Source organism: Burkholderia sp. BCC1640 (assembly GCF_902833125.1).
GTDB classification, from domain to species: domain Bacteria; phylum Pseudomonadota; class Gammaproteobacteria; order Burkholderiales; family Burkholderiaceae; genus Burkholderia; species Burkholderia diffusa.
Genome location: NZ_CADFEF010000013.1, coordinates 44,075 through 61,111 on the forward strand (window position 1 = coordinate 44,075; position 17,037 = coordinate 61,111).

Sequence of the window (17,037 nt, forward strand, 5' to 3'; positions counted from 1 at the left end):
GATCGTCAGGCGGGCGGGGTACCGTCGGGCGGCGTCGCCGTTGCGCGTCGGCGTGCGCGTTTCGAGGCGCCGTTGACGAGCGCCCAGCGCAGCACGGGCGCGACCGCCCTGACACCGGGCCGGACCACCGCGCGTCGCAATGGCGCGAACGTCGATACGCCGAGCATGCGCTGCGCCCAGTGCGGCAGCAGGTCTATGCCCGCGTGCATGATCAGTGACGCGGCCGGCCTCAGCGCGGGCGTGGAGATCGGCACATTCAGCAGGATGTCCATAACGTCGAAGGTGCGTGGCCCTGCTTCGAGTTCGGATTGCATGCGCGTGAAGTAGGCCGCCACTTCCGCACGCGAACGGGGAACATCCCGGGCGCCGAGCAGCTCGGCGATCAATGCCGTCTCGGCGTAGTAGCCGTCCTGCTGCTCGCCCGACAGCGACGGATTCACATAGCGCAAATGTGCGGCGAGGAAGCTCGATACTTCCGCGACATGCACCCAGGTCAGCAACGCCGGATCGTCGGCTCGGTACGGCCTGCCGCCGGGCGCGGTACCCGATACGCGCGCGTGGATCGTTTTTACGCGCTCGATCAGCGCGAGTGCGTCCGCGCGGCTGCCGAACGTCGTGCCCGTGATGAACGTTGCGGTGCGCCGCAAGCGGCCGAGGATGTCGGTGCGAAACGACGAGTGATCCCAGACGCCCGCGAGCGCGAGCGGATGGAGCGCCTGCAGCAGCAGCGCGGCGATGCCGCCCGTCATCATCGACGTGAAATCGGCATGCACGCGCCAGCAGATGGCGTCGGGGCCGAACAGCCCCGGGTCTCCGGGTGGCGACGACAGGTCGATCGACGGGCCGCCGCCGCCCGTCGTCAGGTGCGTGATGCCGGCCACGAGCCGCTTGCGGATCGGTTCGACCCAGCGCGGGCCCGGCGTGGGCGTGGCGGGGTGCGGGCTGGGTGGCGTGGTCATGGCACGTGTGGCGTGGGCGGCGGGTTACTTCCCGTCGGCGGTATCCCACATTCCGCGTTCGGTATTGCCGGCATCGGGCGCGGAGAGCCCGAAGTGGCGGTACGTGAGCAGTGTCGCGACGCGCCCGCGCGGCGTGCGCTGCAGGAAGCCCTGCTGGATCAGGTATGGTTCGAGCACGTCCTCGATCGTGTCGCGCTCCTCGCCGATCGCCGCCGCGAGGTTGTCGATACCGACCGGGCCGCCGTCGAACTTGTGCAGGATCGCCTCGAGCAGCTTGCGGTCCATCAGGTCGAAGCCGACCGGATCGACGTCGAGCATCGCGAGCGCGGCGTCGGCCACGGCCGCGGTGATCTGGCCGTCGGCCTTCACTTCCGCATAGTCGCGCACGCGGCGCAGCAGCCGGTTCGCGATCCGTGGCGTGCCGCGCGAGCGCTTCGCGATTTCCAGTGCGCCGTTCGGATCGATCTGTGCGTTCAGCAGCGACGCCGAGCGCCGCACGATGCGCGACAGCTGGTCGGCATCGTAGAACTCGAGGCGCGCGACGATCCCGAAGCGATCGCGCAGCGGGTTGGTCAGCATCCCCGCACGCGTGGTCGCGCCGACCAGCGTGAACGGCTGCAGGTCGAGCTTCACGCTGCGCGCGGCCGGCCCTTCGCCGATCATGATGTCGATCTGGTAATCCTCGAGCGCCGGATACAGGATTTCCTCGACGACCGGCGACAGCCGGTGGATTTCGTCGATGAACAGCACGTCGTTCGCTTCGAGGTTGGTCAGCAGCGCGGCGAGATCGCCCGCGCGCTCGAGCACGGGGCCCGAGGTCTGGCGCAGATTCACGCCCATCTCGCGCGCGATGATGTGCGCGAGAGTGGTCTTGCCGAGGCCCGGCGGTCCGAACAGCAGCACGTGGTCGAGCGGCTCGGAGCGGCGCTTCGCGGCCTCGATGAAGATCTCGAGCTGGCCGCGCACCTTTTCCTGGCCGACGTAGTCGTCGAGCTGGCGCGGCCGCAGCGCGCGTTCGAACACCTCCTCATGCGACGAGGCGGGCGTGGCGGCGATGATCCGCTCGGCGGCGAGTTTGTCGGTTTCAATCATGCGGCCATTGTACCGCGCGCGGTCACGCGGTCGAACTGGCCGAACGGCCGACTGGTGCGCGCCGCACGGCGGCGCGACACTGGCTCCGAAAGCCGGTTCGGGCGGGTGTTACGCCTTCGACAGTGCCTTGAGCGCGAGCTTGATGCCCTCGGACACGCCGGTGCCGGCCGGCACGTTCTTGATCGCGGCGAGGCCTTCCTTTTCTGAGTAGCCGAGCGCGAGCAGCGCGTTGAGGATGTCGGTCGCGTGATCGGACTGGGATGCGGCGCCGGCGAGCGCACCGAGGTCCGCGCCGAGCTTGCCCTTCAGCTCGAGCAGCAGGCGCTCGGCGGTCTTCTTGCCGATGCCGGGCAGGCGCGTGAGACGTGCGGCGTCCTGCATCGTCACCGCTTGCGCGAGTTCCTGCACGCTCATGCCGGACAGCACGGCCAGCGCCATGCGCGCGCCGATACCGGTGATCTTCAGCAGTTCGCGGAAGGTCGTGCGCTCCTGCGGCGTCAGGAAGCCGTACAGCAGGTGCGCGTCCTCGCGCACGATCTGCTGTGTGAGAAGCACGACGCGCTCGCCGGTCTGCGGCAGGTTGTAGAAGGTGCTCATCGGCACGTCGATCTCGTAGCCGACGCCATTGCAGTCGACGAGCAGGTGGGGCGGGTTCTTTTCGAGCAGGATGCCGGCGATGCGACCGATCATGGATGGCGGGAAGCGAGGAAGAAAGCGCGAGTGTAGCGCAGGTGCGGCGCAATGCCGATGGGTTGGCCTTCAGGTCGGGGCGATGCGACACGCGTGCGTGATGCAGGGCGATGAGGCGATCGGGTGGGCAGGGCGGTCGCAGGCGCAATGCGCGACGCGCCGTAGACATGCGTGCCGTTTGCGTCAGCCGACGAGCCGTCCGCGCCGCACCCGCAGCCCCTTTTTCGCGAGCGCCGGCGCGAGGCCGCTGATCGTGCCGAGCGTATTACCGCTGTGCGCATGGCAGATCGCCATCCCGAGCGCATCGGCCGCGTCGCTGCCGGGCTGGCCCGTGAGATTGAGCAGCCGCGTGACCATCTCCTGCATCTGCGACTTGGTCGCGCGGCCGTAACCGACGACGGCCTGCTTCAGTTGCAGCGCGGTGTATTCGGCCACCGGCAAGCCGCCGGCGACGAGCCCGCAGATCGCGGCGCCGCGCGCCTGACCGAGCAGCAGTGTCGACTGCGGGTTCACGTTGACGAACACCTGCTCGATCGCGGCCTGGTCGGGCGCGTGTTCGCGCACGAGCGTCGATACGCCCTGGAAGATCGTGCCGAGTCGGGTGGCCAGGTCGGCCGTTGGCGTGCGGATCACGCCGCTCGCGACATAGGCGAGCCGATGGCCGCTGACGTCGATGATGCCGAAGCCGGTGACGCGCAGGCCGGGGTCGATGCCGAGAATTCGCATGAGTGAGGAGAAAAACCTGATGCAGCGATACTACAACGAATGGTGTGCGGTGCCGGCCGCATGGTCGTGTGCGCCGGCGCCGCGCAATAAAAAACCCGGCGGGTGTGATGCCGCCGGGTTTGCATTCAGCGGCCGCGCGGGCCGCGTGCGATCAGTGACGGAAGTGACGCACGCCCGTCAGGACCATCGCGATGCCGTGTTCGTCGGCCGCCGCGATCACTTCGTCGTCGCGCATCGAGCCGCCCGGCTGGATCACGCAGGTCGCGCCAGCCGCCACGACGACGTCGAGGCCGTCGCGGAACGGGAAGAACGCATCCGACGCGACGGCAGAGCCGGCCAGCGTAAGGCCCGCGTTCTGTGCCTTGATGCTCGCGATGCGCGCGGAATCGACGCGGCTCATCTGGCCGGCGCCGACGCCGAGCGTCATGCCGTTGGCGCAGAACACGATCGCGTTCGACTTCACGTACTTCGCGACGCGCCATGCGAACAGCAGGTCGTCCATTTCCTTCGCGGTCGGTTGACGCTTCGTGACGACGCGCAGCTCGCTCGGCTGCACGTTCTTCGAATCGAGCGACTGCACGAGCAGGCCGCCGCCCACGCGCTTCAGGTCGAACGCGTTATGACCGTCGCCCAGCGCGATTTCGAGCAGGCGCACGTTCTGCTTCGCGGCGAACACCTGCTTCGCGGCGTCCGAGAACGACGGCGCGATCAGCACTTCGACGAACTGCTTCGCCACCGCCTGCGCGGCCGTCTCGTCGACTTCGCGATTGAACGCGATGATGCCGCCGAATGCCGACGTCGGGTCGGTCTGGAATGCCTTCGCGTACGCATCGGCCGAGTCGTTGCCGACCGCGACGCCGCACGGGTTCGCATGCTTGATGATCACGCAGGCCGGCGCGTCGAACGTCTTCACGCATTCCCACGCCGCGTCCGAATCCGCGATGTTGTTGTACGACAGCTCCTTGCCCTGCAGCTGGCGGTAGTTCGCCAGCGCGCCGGCCGGTGCCGCGAGGTCGCGGTAGAACGCTGCGCTCTGGTGCGGGTTCTCGCCGTAGCGCAGGTCCTGAACCTTGTCGAACGCCATGTTCAGCGTGGCCGGGTACGCGCTGCGCGATGCGTGCTGCAGCTCGTCGGTCAGGCTCGTCAGGTAGTTCGTGATCGCGCCGTCGTATTGCGCCGTGTGCGCGAACACCTTGGTCGCGAGACGGAAGTTGGTCGCGTAGCCGAGCGCGTTGCCGTTCGCCTTCATTTCGTCGAGCACGACCGCGTAGTCGGCCGGATCGACGACGACCGTCACGTCGCGGTGGTTCTTCGCGGCCGAGCGCAGCATCGTCGGGCCGCCGATGTCGATGTTCTCGATCGCGTCGGCGAGCGTGCAGTCGTCCTTCGCGATCGTCGCGACGAACGGATACAGGTTCACGACCAGCAGGTCGATCGTCGGGATGCCGTGCTGCTCCAGCGCCTGCATGTGCTCGGGCAGGTCGCGGCGGGCGAGGATGCCGCCGTGCACCTTCGGGTGGAGCGTCTTCACGCGCCCATCGAGCATTTCCGGAAAGCCCGTGTAGTCGGCCACTTCGGTAACGGGCAGGCCCGCGTCGGCGAGGAGTTTCGCGGTGCCGCCGGTCGACAGTAGCTTGACGCCGAGGTCGGACAGCGACTTCGCGAAGTCGACGATGCCGGTCTTGTCGGAAACGGAAATGAGCGCTTGCTTGATCATGATGGAACCACCAATAGCCAGGGAAACGGGGACGGGACGGCTGCCTACAGCAGGCCGTGCTGCTGCAGCTTCTTGCGCAGCGTATTGCGATTGATGCCGAGGTACTCGGCGGCGAGCGACTGGTTGCCGCCGGCCTGTACGAGCACGACCTCGAGCATCGGCTTTTCGACGCAGGACATCACCATTTCATAGACGTCGTGCGGATTGGAGCCGTCTAGATCCCGGAAATACACGTCCAGGCTCTCGCGGACACATTGTTCGATGTTGTGCTTGCTCATGCTGCTAACTGGTTATGGTCGTCCGACTCGCCCTGGCCGTTTTCCTCTTCGTCATCGACGTAGACGAGGTGGTCCGACAGCGCTTTTTGCGCCTCGAAGAATGCATTGACGGCGGCGAGCTGCTCGCGGGTGGAATCGAGCGTGTTCATCCTGTGCCGGAACCCGTTGGCACCGGAAAGGCCGCGAGTGTACCAGCCGATGTGCTTGCGCGCAGTACGGACGCCGGTGAATTCACCATAGAACGCGTAGTGGTCTTCCAGGTGTTCGTTCATCACGTGCTGGATCTCGTCGATCCGCGGCGGGGGCAGCAGCTCGCCGGTTTGCAGGAAATGATCGATTTCACGGAACAGCCAGGGCCGACCTTGCGCGGCACGACCGATCATCAGTGCGTCGGCGCCGGTTGCGTCGAGCACGGCCTTCGCTTTCGCCGGCGACGTGATGTCGCCGTTCGCGACGACCGGGATGTGCACGGCCGCCTTCACGGCCGCGATGGTGTCGTATTCCGCGTCGCCGCGGTAGAGGTCGGCGCGCGTGCGGCCGTGCACGGTCAGCATCGAGATGCCGGCCGCCTCGGCGAGGCGCGCGACCGTGATCGCGTTCTTGTGCTCGCGATCCCAGCCGGTGCGGATCTTCAGCGTGACGGGCACCGCATCCGGCCCCGTGCCGACCGCCGCGACGACGGCCTCGACGATCCGCTGCACGAGCGGCTCGTTCTGCAGCAGCGCGGAGCCGGCCGCGACGTTGCAGACCTTCTTCGCCGGGCAGCCCATGTTGATGTCGATGATCTGCGCGCCGTTGTCGACGTTGTAGCGGGCGGCTTCGGCCATCATCGCCGGATCGGCGCCGGCGATCTGCACCGCGATCGGCTCGACTTCGCCTTCGTGGTTCGCTCGCCGCATCGTCTTCGCGCTCTTCCACAGCTGTGCATTGGACGCGACCATCTCGGACACGGCGTATCCGGCCCCCAGCCGCTTGCACAGCTGGCGGAACGGGCGATCCGTCACCCCGGCCATCGGGGCGACGAACAGGTTGTTACGCAATACGTGAGGGCCGATAACGGGCATCGCAATGGCACCGCCCGCGAGCGCCGGGCGTCGCGGGCAAAAAAGGGCGGAGGGAAAACGCGCATTTTACCGTATTCCCATGCCCCGCCGATTTGACCCGGTTTGCACGGCGCCGACGACACGCAACGCGCGCCGCGCCGCGCGTCAGTTGCGCTGGCCGAACATCATCTGGCGCGCGATCGCCTTCTTCAGCGGCGGTACGAATTCGAGTGCGGTGAGCGCCGCGCCGCGCAACAGCGGAAGGGGGCCGGTGTCGACCGTGAACAACCGCGCGAGCGTGTCGGTCGCGCCGATCGTGAAGCGCCGGTCGAGTGCACGCCGCGCGTTGAAGGTTGCGAGCGCGGTCGGTTCGAAGCCTTGGGTGGACAGCGCGTCGACGAGCGTATGCGCATCGCGCAGCCCGAGATTGAGCCCCTGGCCGGCGACCGGATGCAGCGTTTGCGCGGCGTTGCCGACGATCGCGATGCGCCCGTTGACGAGCGTTTGTGCCGCGTTCAGCCCGAGCGGGAACGAGGCGCGCCCCGCGATCGCGACGAACTGCCCCATCCGCTCGCCAAAGGCAGCGCCGAGTTCGCGCAGGAACGCGTCGTCGGGAAGGCCGGCGCGGCGGGCAGCTTCGTCGGGCGTGCAGCACCATACGAGCGAATACTCGGCCTGGCGTGGGCCACCGAGCGGCAGCAGCGCGAGCGGGCCTTCGTGCGTGAAGCGTTCCCATGCGACGTTCGGGCGCGGCGCCGAGACCGTGACCGTGCCGACGATCGCGGTCTGACCGTAGTCGCGGCGATGCTTGCCGGTATCGGCCTGCTGTTCGTGGAACAGCCCGCCTTCGGCGTTGATGACGATGCGCGCGCGCAGCGTACGCTCGCCTTGCGGACCGTCGAGCGTCAGCGTGACGCCGTCGGCGTCCTGTTGCGGCGTGCGTGCGGTGGTCGACGTGAGCCAGTCGACGCGCGTGCCGCGCACGGCCTGCGCGAGCGCCTGCACGATCGAACCGTAGCGCACGACGTAGCCGAGCGCGGCGAGGTCGTGCTCGTCGCGGTCGATCAGCGTGCGGCCGAAATGGCCGCGCTGCGACACGTGGATGTGTTCGATCGGCGTCGCGTCGCCCGGCCATCCGAGCGTGTCGAGTAGCACGCGGCTGCCGTGCGATACGGCGATCGCGCGCGGGTCGTTCGCGCTCGCGGCCGGCTCGCGCGCGTCGATCAGCGCGATCGACGCGTGCTGCGTCGCGCTGCGGCGGGCGAGCCAGCCGGCGAGCGCGAGCCCGACGGGGCCGGCGCCGACGATGGCGAGATCGTAGTCCGGCGTGGCCGGGGAGGAAGCGGTCGTCATCAATGTTCGTGAAACGGGGTAACGGTCAACGGCGGTCAACAGCGAGTCGACGGTGGCTCGACAGCGGGGCGAGGGCAACCTGCGGCACGCTCACGCGCCGTGCGCCGCGCCAGCGCGCATCAACGCCTCGATCTCGGCAGCCGCCACCGGCACGTCGCGCGTGATCAGCTCGCAACCGTGCTCGCGCACGATCGCGTCGTCCTCGATGCGGATGCCGATGTTCCAGTATTCGGACGGCACGTCGTCGGCGGCCCGCACGTACAGGCCCGGCTCGACGGTAAGCGTCATGCCGGGTTTCAGCGTGCGCCACGGCAACGCGCCGTCGGCGTCGCGCGCGGCGAGCCGCTCGCGGTAGTCGCCGCAATCGTGCACGTCCATGCCGATCCAGTGGCCCGTGCGGTGCATGTAGAAGCGTGCGTATGCGCGCTCGGCGATCACGTCGTCGACGTTCGAGAAGCGCGTCTTCGGGATGATGCCCGTATCGAGCAGCCCTTGCGCCAGCACACGCACGGCCGCGTCGTGCGGTGCCTCGAACGATACGCCCGCGCGCGTCGCGTCGATTGCGGCCTGCTGCGCGGCGAGCACGATGTCGTACAGCGTGCGCTGCGCGGGCGAGAAGCGCCCGTTGGCCGGGAACGTGCGCGTGATGTCCGACGCGTAGCCGTCGAGTTCGCACGCGGCATCGATCAGGATCAGGTCGCCGTCCTGCGCGGCCGCGTTGCCGGCCGGGTAGTGCAGCACGCACGCGTTCGCGCCGGCCGCGACGATCGAGCCATACGCGGGCGCCTGCGCGCCATGCTTGCGGAACGTGTACAGCAGCTCGGCCTCGAGTTCGTATTCGCGGATCCCCGGGCGGCACACCTGCATCGCGCGACGGTGCGCGAGCGCGGAGATGTGCGCGGCGCGCATCATGATTGCGAGTTCGTGTTCGTCCTTCACGAGCCGCATGTCGTCGACGAGCGGCGTGAGGTCGAGCAGCGCGTCCGGCGCGGCGACACCTGTGCGCGCCTGCGCACGCACCGCATCGATCCAGCCGGCGAGCTGGCGGTCGAACTCGGCCGAGGCGCCGAACCGATAGTGCACGGTGCCCGCATCGGCGAGCAGGCGCGGCATTTCGGTGTCGATCACGTCGACCGCGTAGGCCGCGTCGAAGCCGAATGCATCGCGCGCGGCCTCGGGTCCGTAATGGAAACCTTCCCAGATCTCGCGATCGGCATTCTTCGCGCGGCAGAACAGGATCGATTCCGGCGTGCCTTGCGACCCGGCGGCATTCAGCACGAGCACGGCATCCGGCTCGGTGAAGCCCGTCAGGTAGTGGAAGTAGCTGTCATGCCGGTACGGGAAGGCCGTATCGCGGTTGCGCAGCATTTCCGGCGCGGTGGGAACGATGGCGACGCCGCCGCCCGCGGCGCGCAGTGCGGCAAGCACGCGTTCGCGGCGCTGGCGGTAGACGTCGACGGCGATGGCGGTATCGAGGGGCGCATTCATCGTGCGATTGTAGCGCCGCCGGACGCGGTGTGTGAGAGGCGCGGCTGCAAGCCGCGCCGGACGGGGCTCGGCGACGGCTGTTGCAAACCATCCACAGGCCGGACGGGCAGATTTTCTGCCCGGCCACGCCGGCCGGTTATGATCGGCGACAACGTATACTCTCGGCGGTTCCCTTAAAAAGGCAGATGATGAAATTAATCGGTTCGCTCAGCAGCCCGTACGTCCGAAAGGCGCGGATCGTGCTTGCTGAAAAGAAGATCGACTACAAGCTGGAGCTCGAGAACGTATGGGCGCCGGATACGAACATTCATGCATCGAATCCGCTCGGCAAGGTCCCGTGTCTCGTGATGGAGGATGGTGCCGCGGTGTTCGATTCCCGCGTGATCTGCGAATACGTCGATACGCTGTCGCCGGTCGGCAAGCTGATTCCGCCGTCGGGGCGCGAACGTGTCGAAGTGCGGTGCTGGGAAGCGCTGGGTGACGGCGTGCTCGACGCGGCCGTGGCGATTCGTCTCGAACACACGTTGCGCGACGAAGCGCAGCGCAGCGCGAGCTGGGTCTCGCGTCAGCAGCGCAAGATCGACGACGCGCTCGTCGCGATGTCGCAGGGCATCGGCGGCAAGACGTGGTGCGTCGGCAATCATTACACGCTCGCCGACATCGCACTCGGCTGCGCGCTCGGCTACCTCGACTTCCGGATGCCCGAACTCAACTGGCGCGACCGCCATCCGAACCTCGACAAGCATTTCGTGAAGCTGTCGCAGCGGCAGACGTTCGTCGACACGCTGCCGCAGGGCTGACCGACCGCCGACGGCGGATCGCGCAGACAAAAGAAAAGCGCCCCGCGGGGCGCTTTTCTTATGGCGAGCCGCCCGTCGGCTGGCGATCGCGTTACTCGATCGACGTGTAAACGGTTTCGCCGAGCACGAACGAATCGCTGCGCGCGATCGGCCACCACTTGTCGTACAGCGTATAGCCGCAGGTCTGGCCGTCGAGCAGCGCGCCGGGCTTCAGGTACTTCAGCAGCTGCGACATCAGCCGCACCTCGTGCGGCGCGACCCGCTGCACGATGTGATGCGCGCGCAGCTCGGACGGATGGCCGAGGCCGGCCGCCTGCACGAGTTCCTGCAGCGCATGCAGCGTATTGCGGTGGAAGTTGTACACGCGCTCGGCCTTGTCGGGCACGACGATGGCGCGCTGGCGCACCGGGTCCTGCGTGGCGACGCCGGTCGGGCAGCGGTCGGTGTGGCAGTGCTGAGCCTGGATGCAGCCGACCGCGAACATGAAGCCGCGCGCCGAATTCACCCAGTCCGCGCCGATCGCGAGCGTGCGCGCGATGTCGAACGCGGTGATGATCTTGCCGCTCGCGCCGATCTTCACGCGGTCGCGCACGCCGATGCCGACGAGCGTGTTGTGCACCAGCAGCAGCCCTTCCTGCAGCGGCACGCCGACGTGATCGGTGAATTCGAGCGGCGCCGCGCCGGTGCCGCCTTCCGCGCCGTCGACGACGATGAAGTCCGGCACGATGCCCGTCTCGACCATCGCCTTCGCGATCCCGAAGAATTCCCACGGATGGCCGATGCACAGCTTGAAGCCGGTCGGCTTGCCGCCGGACAGCGTGCGCAACCGCTCGACGAATTCGAGCAGCCCGCGCGGTGTCGAGAATTCCGAGTGCGTCGCGGGCGAGATGCAGTCCTTGCCCATCGGCACGCCGCGTGTCTCGGCGATCTCGGGCGTGATCTTCGCGGCCGGCAGCACGCCGCCGTGGCCCGGCTTCGCGCCTTGCGACAGCTTGATCTCGATCATCTTGACCTGCGGATCGGCGGCCTGCTTCGCGAACTTGTCCGGATTGAACGTGCCGTCGTCGTTGCGGCAGCCGAAGTAGCCGGATGCGATTTCCCAGATGATGTCGCCGCCGTTCTCGCGGTGGTACTTCGACAGCGAGCCTTCGCCGGTGTCGTGCGCAAATCCGCCTTTCTTCGCGCCGAGGTTCAGCGAGCGGATCGCGTTCGCGGACAGCGAGCCGAAGCTCATCGCCGAGATGTTGAAGATCGAGATGTCGTACGGCTGCGCGCGGTTTGCGCCGACCCGGATGCGGAAGTCATGGTTCGGCAGCTTCGTCGGCGCGAGCGAGTGGCTGATCCATTCGTGCGCGACGGCCTTCACGTTCAGCTCGGTACCGTACGGGCGATTGTCGGCGACGTTCTTCGCGCGCTGGTAGACGAGGCTGCGCTGCGCGCGCGAGAACGGCTTCTCGTCGGTGTCGTCCTCGACGAAATACTGGCGGATCTCGGGGCGGATGAACTCGAACAGGAAGCGGAAATGGCCCCAGAGCGGGTAATTGCGCAGGATCGCGTGGCGGTCCTGGTTCAGGTCGTACAGGCCGAGAGCGACGAGGGCGACGGGGAGGATGATCCACAGCCAGGAAAGCACGTGGATCGACGCGAGTGCGGCCGCGGCAACGAGCAGCAGGACGGCACACCACATCGCGAGGTAGCGTCGTGAAAGCATGGGGGCTCCGTAAGCATCTTGAAATGCCGCCATGCGTACGCTGCGCGGCGGCGCACCGGCCGCGGCGGAATCGTGTTCCGCCGGGCGCGGCGTGCCGCAAGTCTAAACCGAATGGATGTCAGCGTGCTTCCGCGAGTGCGCCCGCGTGCGTTGCCGCAGGCGCCGTCTGGCCGGGCTGGCCGGTGGCCGCGAACTCGATGATGCCGCCGCCGAGGCAGATCTCGCCGTCGTACAGCACGGCCGACTGGCCGGGCGTGACCGCCCATTGCGCGTCGTCGAACGCGAGCGAGAAGCGCTCGCCGTCGGCCCGGCCGAACGTGCAGGCCGCATCGGCCTGCCGGTAGCGCGTCTTCGCCCCGCACGAGAAGCCGTCGGCCGGTGGCTCGCCCGCGACCCAGCTCACGTTGCCGGCGACGAGCTCGCGCGATAGCAGCCACGGGTGGTCGTGGCCCTGCACGACGTACAGCGTGTTCGACGCGATGTCCTTCGCCGCGACGAACCACGGTTCGCCGCTGCCGTCCTTGCTGCCGCCGAGGCCGATGCCCTTGCGCTGGCCGAACGTGTAGAACGCGAGGCCGATGTGCTCGCCGACCACCTTGCCGTCGGGCGTCTTCATCGGGCCGGGTTTCGTCGGAAGATAGCGGTTCAGGAAGTCGCGGAACGGCCGTTCGCCGATGAAGCAGATGCCGGTCGAGTCCTTCTTCTTCGCGTTCGGCAGGCCGATCTGCGCGGCGATCTCGCGCACCTTCGTCTTCGGGATCTCGCCGAGCGGGAACATCGTCTTCGACAGCTGCGCCTGGTTCAGCCGGTGCAGGAAGTACGACTGGTCCTTCGTGTGATCGAATGCCTTCAGCAGTTCGAAGCGACCGTCGCGCTCGCGCACGCGCGCGTAGTGGCCGGTTGCGATCATTTCCGCGTCGAGCGACATCGCGTGGTCGAGGAACGCCTTGAACTTGATCTCGGCGTTGCACAGCACGTCCGGGTTCGGCGTGCGGCCGGCCGAGTATTCGCGCAGGAATTCGGCGAACACGCGGTCCTTGTATTCGGCCGCGAAGTTCACGGCTTCCACGTCGATGCCGATCAGGTCGGCCACCGACACCACGTCGATCCAGTCCTGGCGCGTCGAGCAGTATTCGCCGTCGTCGTCGTCTTCCCAGTTCTTCATGAACAGGCCGACCACGTCGTACCCCTGTTCCTTCAGCAGCCACGCGGTCACCGACGAATCGACGCCGCCCGACATGCCCACTACTACACGGCGCTTGCTCATTTGTTTACCGCCTGACGGTCGAATGCTTCCGGGCGCGGCGCGACCGAATGCGTGTGCACGAAATCGAGCGGAATGCGCCGCCCGGCGAGATAGTCGTCGACGCAGCGCATCACCGCCGGCGAGCGGTGGCGCTCGCTGCACGCGCGCAGTTCGTCGGCGCTCATCCACAGCGTGCGTACGATGCCGTCGTCGAGCATGTGGCCCGGCAGCGGTTCGCCGGCCGTGCCGCAGAACGTGAAGCGCAGGTAGGTCGCACCGGCGCTGCCGGGGCGGTCGTAGTGCGCGAGATAGACGCCGACGAGCGCGTCGGGCACGAACGGATGCGCGGTTTCCTCGAGCGTCTCGCGGATCACGGCGTCGGCGAGCGTCTCGCCGGCTTCGAGATGACCGGCCGGCTGGTTGATGCGCAGGCCCGTGGAGGTTTCTTCCTCGATCACGAGAAAGCGACCGGCGCGCTCGACAAGCGCCGCGACGGTCACATGCGGGGTCCAGATTTCGGGTTTCATGGTTCGGCATTTTACCGGTTGCGCCCGGGCGCTGCCGGCCGTCAGGTTAGACGAATCCGACCCCGGTCGTTCCTGCGGCGCCGCAGGCCTTGCCGATTGCCGCGAAGCACGTCGGCGGCGCGGCCTGCCTCGGTCGGTGGCCGGCTGGGGCGGGAGGATCGGACCGCCACGTGCGCGAATCGCGCCCCGTTTTTCATGGCGCGACGATCGTCGCGACGCAGGCGGCGATTGTGTCCCGCACGCGCACGATTGCCGGGTCACGCTGCGTGCTCGTGCGCCAGCCGATTTCCACCGGGTAGCGCGGCAGCTCGACCGGGCACGCGAGCGCGCGCAGCGACGTCGCCTGCGCGATCGCGCGAGCCGCGTGCGCCGGAATCGTCGCCACCGCATCGGAGCCGGCGAGCAGGTACGGCAGCGCCGCGAAATGCGTGGTCGACGCCGCGACGCGCCGTTTGTGTCCGAGCGCGGCCAGCGCTTCGTCGACGATCCCGATCACGCCGCCCGACGACACGAGCAGGTGATCGCGCTGCACGAAATCGGCGAGCGCGAGCGTGCGCGGCGCGTGCGCGCGGCCGGCCGGATCGATCAGGCACGCGTAGCCGCCCGTCGCGACCGCGCGCCGGCTCAGTCCGTTCGCCGAGAATCCGCCCGACGCGATCGCGAGATCGACGCCGTGCCGCAGTAGCGCGTCGCCCGCGATGCCGCTGTGCGTCTGCCGGAAGATCAGCCGGATGCCCGCGGCTTCGCGGGCGACCGCGTCGATCAGCGCGCGGCCGAGCGCGATCTCGAAGTCGTCCGACAGCCCGACCGAGATCGTACGGCCGACCCGCTCGCCGCCGTCGGCTGCGATCGCGAGGCTTGCGCGGCAGCGGTCGAGCGCATCGGAGAGGATCGGCTTCAGTTCGTCCGCACGCGGCGTCGGCGCGAGCCCGCGGCCGGTGCGCACGAACAGCGGATCGGCGTAGATCACGCGCAGCCGCGCGAGCGCCGCGCTCGCCGCCGATTGCGTGAGGCCGAGCCGCAGCGCCGCGCGGCTCGCGCCGCCTTCCTCGTACAGCGCCTCGAACACCTTCAGCAGATTCAGGTCGAGTGCGGCGATATCATCCATATTCATGTCAGTTATCGTTTTATCGATTTGATCGATGAAATGATATCGATAAAGATGGCGTCACCCACTCACCGGAGACGCCTTCATGTCCACCTCAGTCATCGCCGCGCTGCAGATCGGCGCATCGCCCGCCGGCACGCGCGCCACGCTCGACACGATCCTCGGCTACGAAGCCGCGATCAGCGACAGCGGCGCGTCGCTCGTCGTGCTGCCCGAGGCCGTGCTCGGCGGCTATCCGAAGGGCGAGATCTTCGGCACGCGGCTCGGCTACCGGCTGCCCGAGGGCCGCGACGCGTATGCGCGCTACGCCGCGCAGGCGATCGACGTGCCGGGGCCCGAAACCGACGAACTGGCCGCGCTGTCGCAGCGCACGGGCGCGAGCCTCGTGATCGGCGTGATCGAGCGTGGCGGCAGCACGCTTTACTGCACGGCGCTGTTCTTCGATCCGCGCGACGGGCTCGTCGCGAAGCACCGCAAGCTGATGCCGACCGGCACCGAGCGGCTGATCTGGGGGCAGGGCGATGGCTCGACACTGCCGGTGATCGACACGGCCGCGGGCCGTGCGGGCGCCGCGATCTGCTGGGAGAACCACATGCCGCTGCTGCGCTGCGCGATGTATGCGAAAGGCGTGCAGATCTGGTGCGCGCCGACCGTGGACGAGCGCGACCTGTGGCAAAGCTCGATGCGGCACATCGCGCACGAAGGGCGCTGCTTCGTCGTGAGCGCGTGCCAGGTGCAGCCGTCGCCGCGCGCGCTCGGCATCGACGTGCCGGGCTGGGATCCCGAGCGGCCGCTGATCCGCGGCGGCAGCGTGATCGTCGGGCCGCTCGGCGACCTGCTGACGGAGCCGCTGATCGGCGAGGCCGGGCTCGTGACCGCGCGCATCGATACGGACGAGCTCGTGCGTGCGCGTTACGACTTCGACGTGGTCGGGCACTATGCGCGCCCCGACGTGTTTTCGCTGCACGTCGACGAGCGGCCGAAGCGGTCGGTCGTGTTCGGGGGATGACGGGCGTTGCCGGGGCGCGGACGCCCCGGCTTGCGAATGGCGGCGGCGTGCGTCAGCGCATCGGCGCTTCCGCGATTCGCATGTAGTCGGCGATGCGCCGGCCTTCCATGTCCGGAAACTGCTCGTGCACGGTGATGTCGCCCATCCGCGCGATGTCGAAGGTGCGGAAGTCGTCGCGCAGCTCGCACCACGCGCCGATCGTCCAGCGTCCGCCCCAGTAGACGAGCCCGAGCGGCCACACGCGGCGCTTCGTGTGCGCGCCGAGCCGGTCGCGGTAGTCGAAGCTGACGATGTGGTGCGTGTCGACCGCCTGGTGGATCGCGTCGACCTTCGCGCAGAACGTCTCGTCGATGTGGAACGACGGCGCGAACACCGGCAGGCGATCGAGCGCGGTGCGCTTGTCGGCCGGCATCGCCGACGCGATCTTCGCGAGCGCCGAACGCGCGCCGCCCGCGAAGCGCGCGCCGCCCCAGGTCTCGAGCATCCGCGCGCCGGCCGCGAGCGCCGCGAGCTCCTCGGCCGTGAACGTGAGCGGCGGCAGGCTCGCGTTGCGGTTCAGCCGGTAGCCGATGCCGGCTTCGCCTTCGATCGGCACCCCTGACAGTTGCAGGTCGCGCACGTCGCGATAGACCGTGCGCGGCGACACCGACAGCCAGTCGGCGAGCTGCTGCGCGGTCGTGAGACGACGCCCGCGCAGCAGCTCGGCGATCTGGAACAGGCGGTCGGCACGGCGCGTCATGGCTGAACCTCGACTCCAACGGCTACGGGGACTTCGCGATGATAGCGCCGTGCCGGCCGGATCGTGGATGCGCTCAGTGGCATTTCGGTGCGTGCAGGCCGACGCGGTTGCCTTCGGTATCGATCAGGTAGCCGATGTAGCCGTAGTTGTTCGGCAGCTCGACGACCGAGCCCTGCACGACGCCGCCCGCGCGCTTCGCGCGTTCGAGCGCCGCGACGACCGATTCCCCGGCGTTCAGGTACACGAGCACGCCGTTCGCGCTCGGCTTCATCTGCTGCGGATCGAACACGATGCTGCCGCCCGTGCTCGACGCTTCGTGATCGAACACGGCCATCGGCACGCCGCCGATGACTTCGCGCTGCAGCGTCGTCTGCAGCACGGTTTCGTAGAAACGGATCGCCCGGTCGAAATCGAGGGACGGGATGTCGAACCACGCGATCGCGCGTTCCAGGGTTGCGGTTTCGGTTGCAGTTGCAGTTGCGGACGTCATGACGAGCTCCTTGTTGTTCGGGTTCTTGATGGAAACCAGCCTTGCATTGCGCCGGGATTGC

The 17,037-nt window shown here is 68.2% G+C and carries 17 protein-coding genes; 2 read left to right on the forward strand and 15 right to left on the reverse strand.

Features of this window, described 5'->3' with window-relative positions; all coding sequences use genetic code 11:
- Positions 1 to 5: 5 nt before the first annotated feature.
- The 9 genes from HWX25_RS16020 to HWX25_RS16060 form a co-directional block, all read right to left on the reverse strand.
- Positions 6 to 959 carry an oxygenase MpaB family protein gene (locus HWX25_RS16020; protein ID WP_175909090.1) on the reverse strand — a complete coding sequence of 318 codons (954 nt, stop codon included), beginning with the start codon at positions 957 to 959 and terminating at the stop codon, positions 6 to 8.
- Positions 960 to 983: 24 nt separating this feature from the next.
- Complete coding sequence (ruvB, locus tag HWX25_RS16025) at positions 984 to 2,051, reverse strand: Holliday junction branch migration DNA helicase RuvB (protein ID WP_059465408.1); 1,068 nt, start codon at positions 2,049 to 2,051, stop codon at positions 984 to 986.
- Between the two features lie 108 nt (positions 2,052 to 2,159).
- Positions 2,160 to 2,741 carry a Holliday junction branch migration protein RuvA gene (gene ruvA, locus HWX25_RS16030; RefSeq protein ID WP_059451998.1) on the reverse strand — a complete coding sequence of 194 codons (582 nt, stop codon included), beginning with the start codon at positions 2,739 to 2,741 and terminating at the stop codon, positions 2,160 to 2,162.
- Positions 2,742 to 2,924: 183 nt separating this feature from the next.
- Positions 2,925 to 3,467, reverse strand: a complete 543-nt coding sequence (gene ruvC / locus HWX25_RS16035; RefSeq protein WP_059465409.1) for a crossover junction endodeoxyribonuclease RuvC — start codon at positions 3,465 to 3,467, stop codon at positions 2,925 to 2,927.
- 151 nt (positions 3,468 to 3,618) lie between these two features.
- Positions 3,619 to 5,184, reverse strand: a complete 1,566-nt coding sequence (gene purH / locus HWX25_RS16040; RefSeq protein WP_175909093.1) for a bifunctional phosphoribosylaminoimidazolecarboxamide formyltransferase/IMP cyclohydrolase — start codon at positions 5,182 to 5,184, stop codon at positions 3,619 to 3,621.
- A gap of 44 nt (positions 5,185 to 5,228) precedes the next feature.
- Positions 5,229 to 5,462, reverse strand: a complete 234-nt coding sequence (locus HWX25_RS16045; protein WP_006476892.1) for a Fis family transcriptional regulator — start codon at positions 5,460 to 5,462, stop codon at positions 5,229 to 5,231.
- Positions 5,459 to 6,526, reverse strand: coding sequence for a tRNA dihydrouridine synthase DusB (gene dusB, locus HWX25_RS16050; RefSeq protein WP_059689065.1), 1,068 nt, complete (start codon positions 6,524 to 6,526; stop codon positions 5,459 to 5,461). Before dusB ends, HWX25_RS16045 begins: the two co-directional genes overlap by 4 nt.
- Before the next feature lie 144 nt (positions 6,527 to 6,670).
- A complete protein-coding gene (locus tag HWX25_RS16055; RefSeq protein ID WP_175909095.1) occupies positions 6,671 to 7,858 on the reverse strand; it encodes a UbiH/UbiF/VisC/COQ6 family ubiquinone biosynthesis hydroxylase in 1,188 nt (395 codons plus the stop codon).
- A gap of 90 nt (positions 7,859 to 7,948) precedes the next feature.
- Positions 7,949 to 9,346 carry an aminopeptidase P N-terminal domain-containing protein gene (locus HWX25_RS16060; RefSeq protein ID WP_059820453.1) on the reverse strand — a complete coding sequence of 466 codons (1,398 nt, stop codon included), beginning with the start codon at positions 9,344 to 9,346 and terminating at the stop codon, positions 7,949 to 7,951.
- 188 nt (positions 9,347 to 9,534) lie between these two features.
- Between HWX25_RS16060 and HWX25_RS16065 the strand changes: the two genes are divergently transcribed.
- Positions 9,535 to 10,146: a glutathione S-transferase N-terminal domain-containing protein gene (locus tag HWX25_RS16065; RefSeq protein ID WP_059820513.1), complete on the forward strand. Its 612-nt coding sequence runs from the start codon at positions 9,535 to 9,537 to the stop codon at positions 10,144 to 10,146.
- Between the two features lie 91 nt (positions 10,147 to 10,237).
- Here HWX25_RS16065 and HWX25_RS16070 read toward each other — a convergent pair whose 3' ends face one another.
- From HWX25_RS16070 to HWX25_RS16085, 4 genes are all read right to left on the reverse strand, one after another.
- Positions 10,238 to 11,857: an FMN-binding glutamate synthase family protein gene (locus HWX25_RS16070; protein ID WP_175909097.1), complete on the reverse strand. Its 1,620-nt coding sequence runs from the start codon at positions 11,855 to 11,857 to the stop codon at positions 10,238 to 10,240.
- 118 nt (positions 11,858 to 11,975) lie between these two features.
- Entirely contained in the window at positions 11,976 to 13,124 is a 1,149-nt protein-coding gene (gene mnmA, locus HWX25_RS16075; protein WP_175909099.1) for a tRNA 2-thiouridine(34) synthase MnmA, read from the reverse strand.
- On the reverse strand, positions 13,121 to 13,630 hold the full coding sequence (locus tag HWX25_RS16080; RefSeq protein ID WP_174912778.1) for an NUDIX hydrolase: 510 nt from the start codon (positions 13,628 to 13,630) through the stop codon (positions 13,121 to 13,123). Before HWX25_RS16080 ends, mnmA begins: the two co-directional genes overlap by 4 nt.
- A gap of 193 nt (positions 13,631 to 13,823) precedes the next feature.
- On the reverse strand, positions 13,824 to 14,744 hold the full coding sequence (locus HWX25_RS16085) for a LysR family transcriptional regulator (protein ID WP_175909101.1): 921 nt from the start codon (positions 14,742 to 14,744) through the stop codon (positions 13,824 to 13,826).
- Positions 14,745 to 14,823: 79 nt separating this feature from the next.
- Between HWX25_RS16085 and HWX25_RS16090 the strand changes: the two genes are divergently transcribed.
- Positions 14,824 to 15,747 (forward strand): carbon-nitrogen hydrolase family protein, encoded by a 924-nt coding sequence (locus HWX25_RS16090; RefSeq protein ID WP_175909103.1) that lies wholly within the window; start codon positions 14,824 to 14,826, stop codon positions 15,745 to 15,747.
- A gap of 52 nt (positions 15,748 to 15,799) precedes the next feature.
- On the opposite strand, the gene HWX25_RS16095 is transcribed toward HWX25_RS16090, so the two are convergent.
- Together HWX25_RS16095 and HWX25_RS16100 are read right to left on the reverse strand one after the other, a co-directional pair.
- Complete coding sequence (locus tag HWX25_RS16095) at positions 15,800 to 16,486, reverse strand: YafY family protein (protein ID WP_059535356.1); 687 nt, start codon at positions 16,484 to 16,486, stop codon at positions 15,800 to 15,802.
- Positions 16,487 to 16,559: 73 nt separating this feature from the next.
- Entirely contained in the window at positions 16,560 to 16,976 is a 417-nt protein-coding gene (locus tag HWX25_RS16100) for a VOC family protein (protein ID WP_059535358.1), read from the reverse strand.
- Between the last annotated feature and the right edge of the window lie 61 nt (positions 16,977 to 17,037).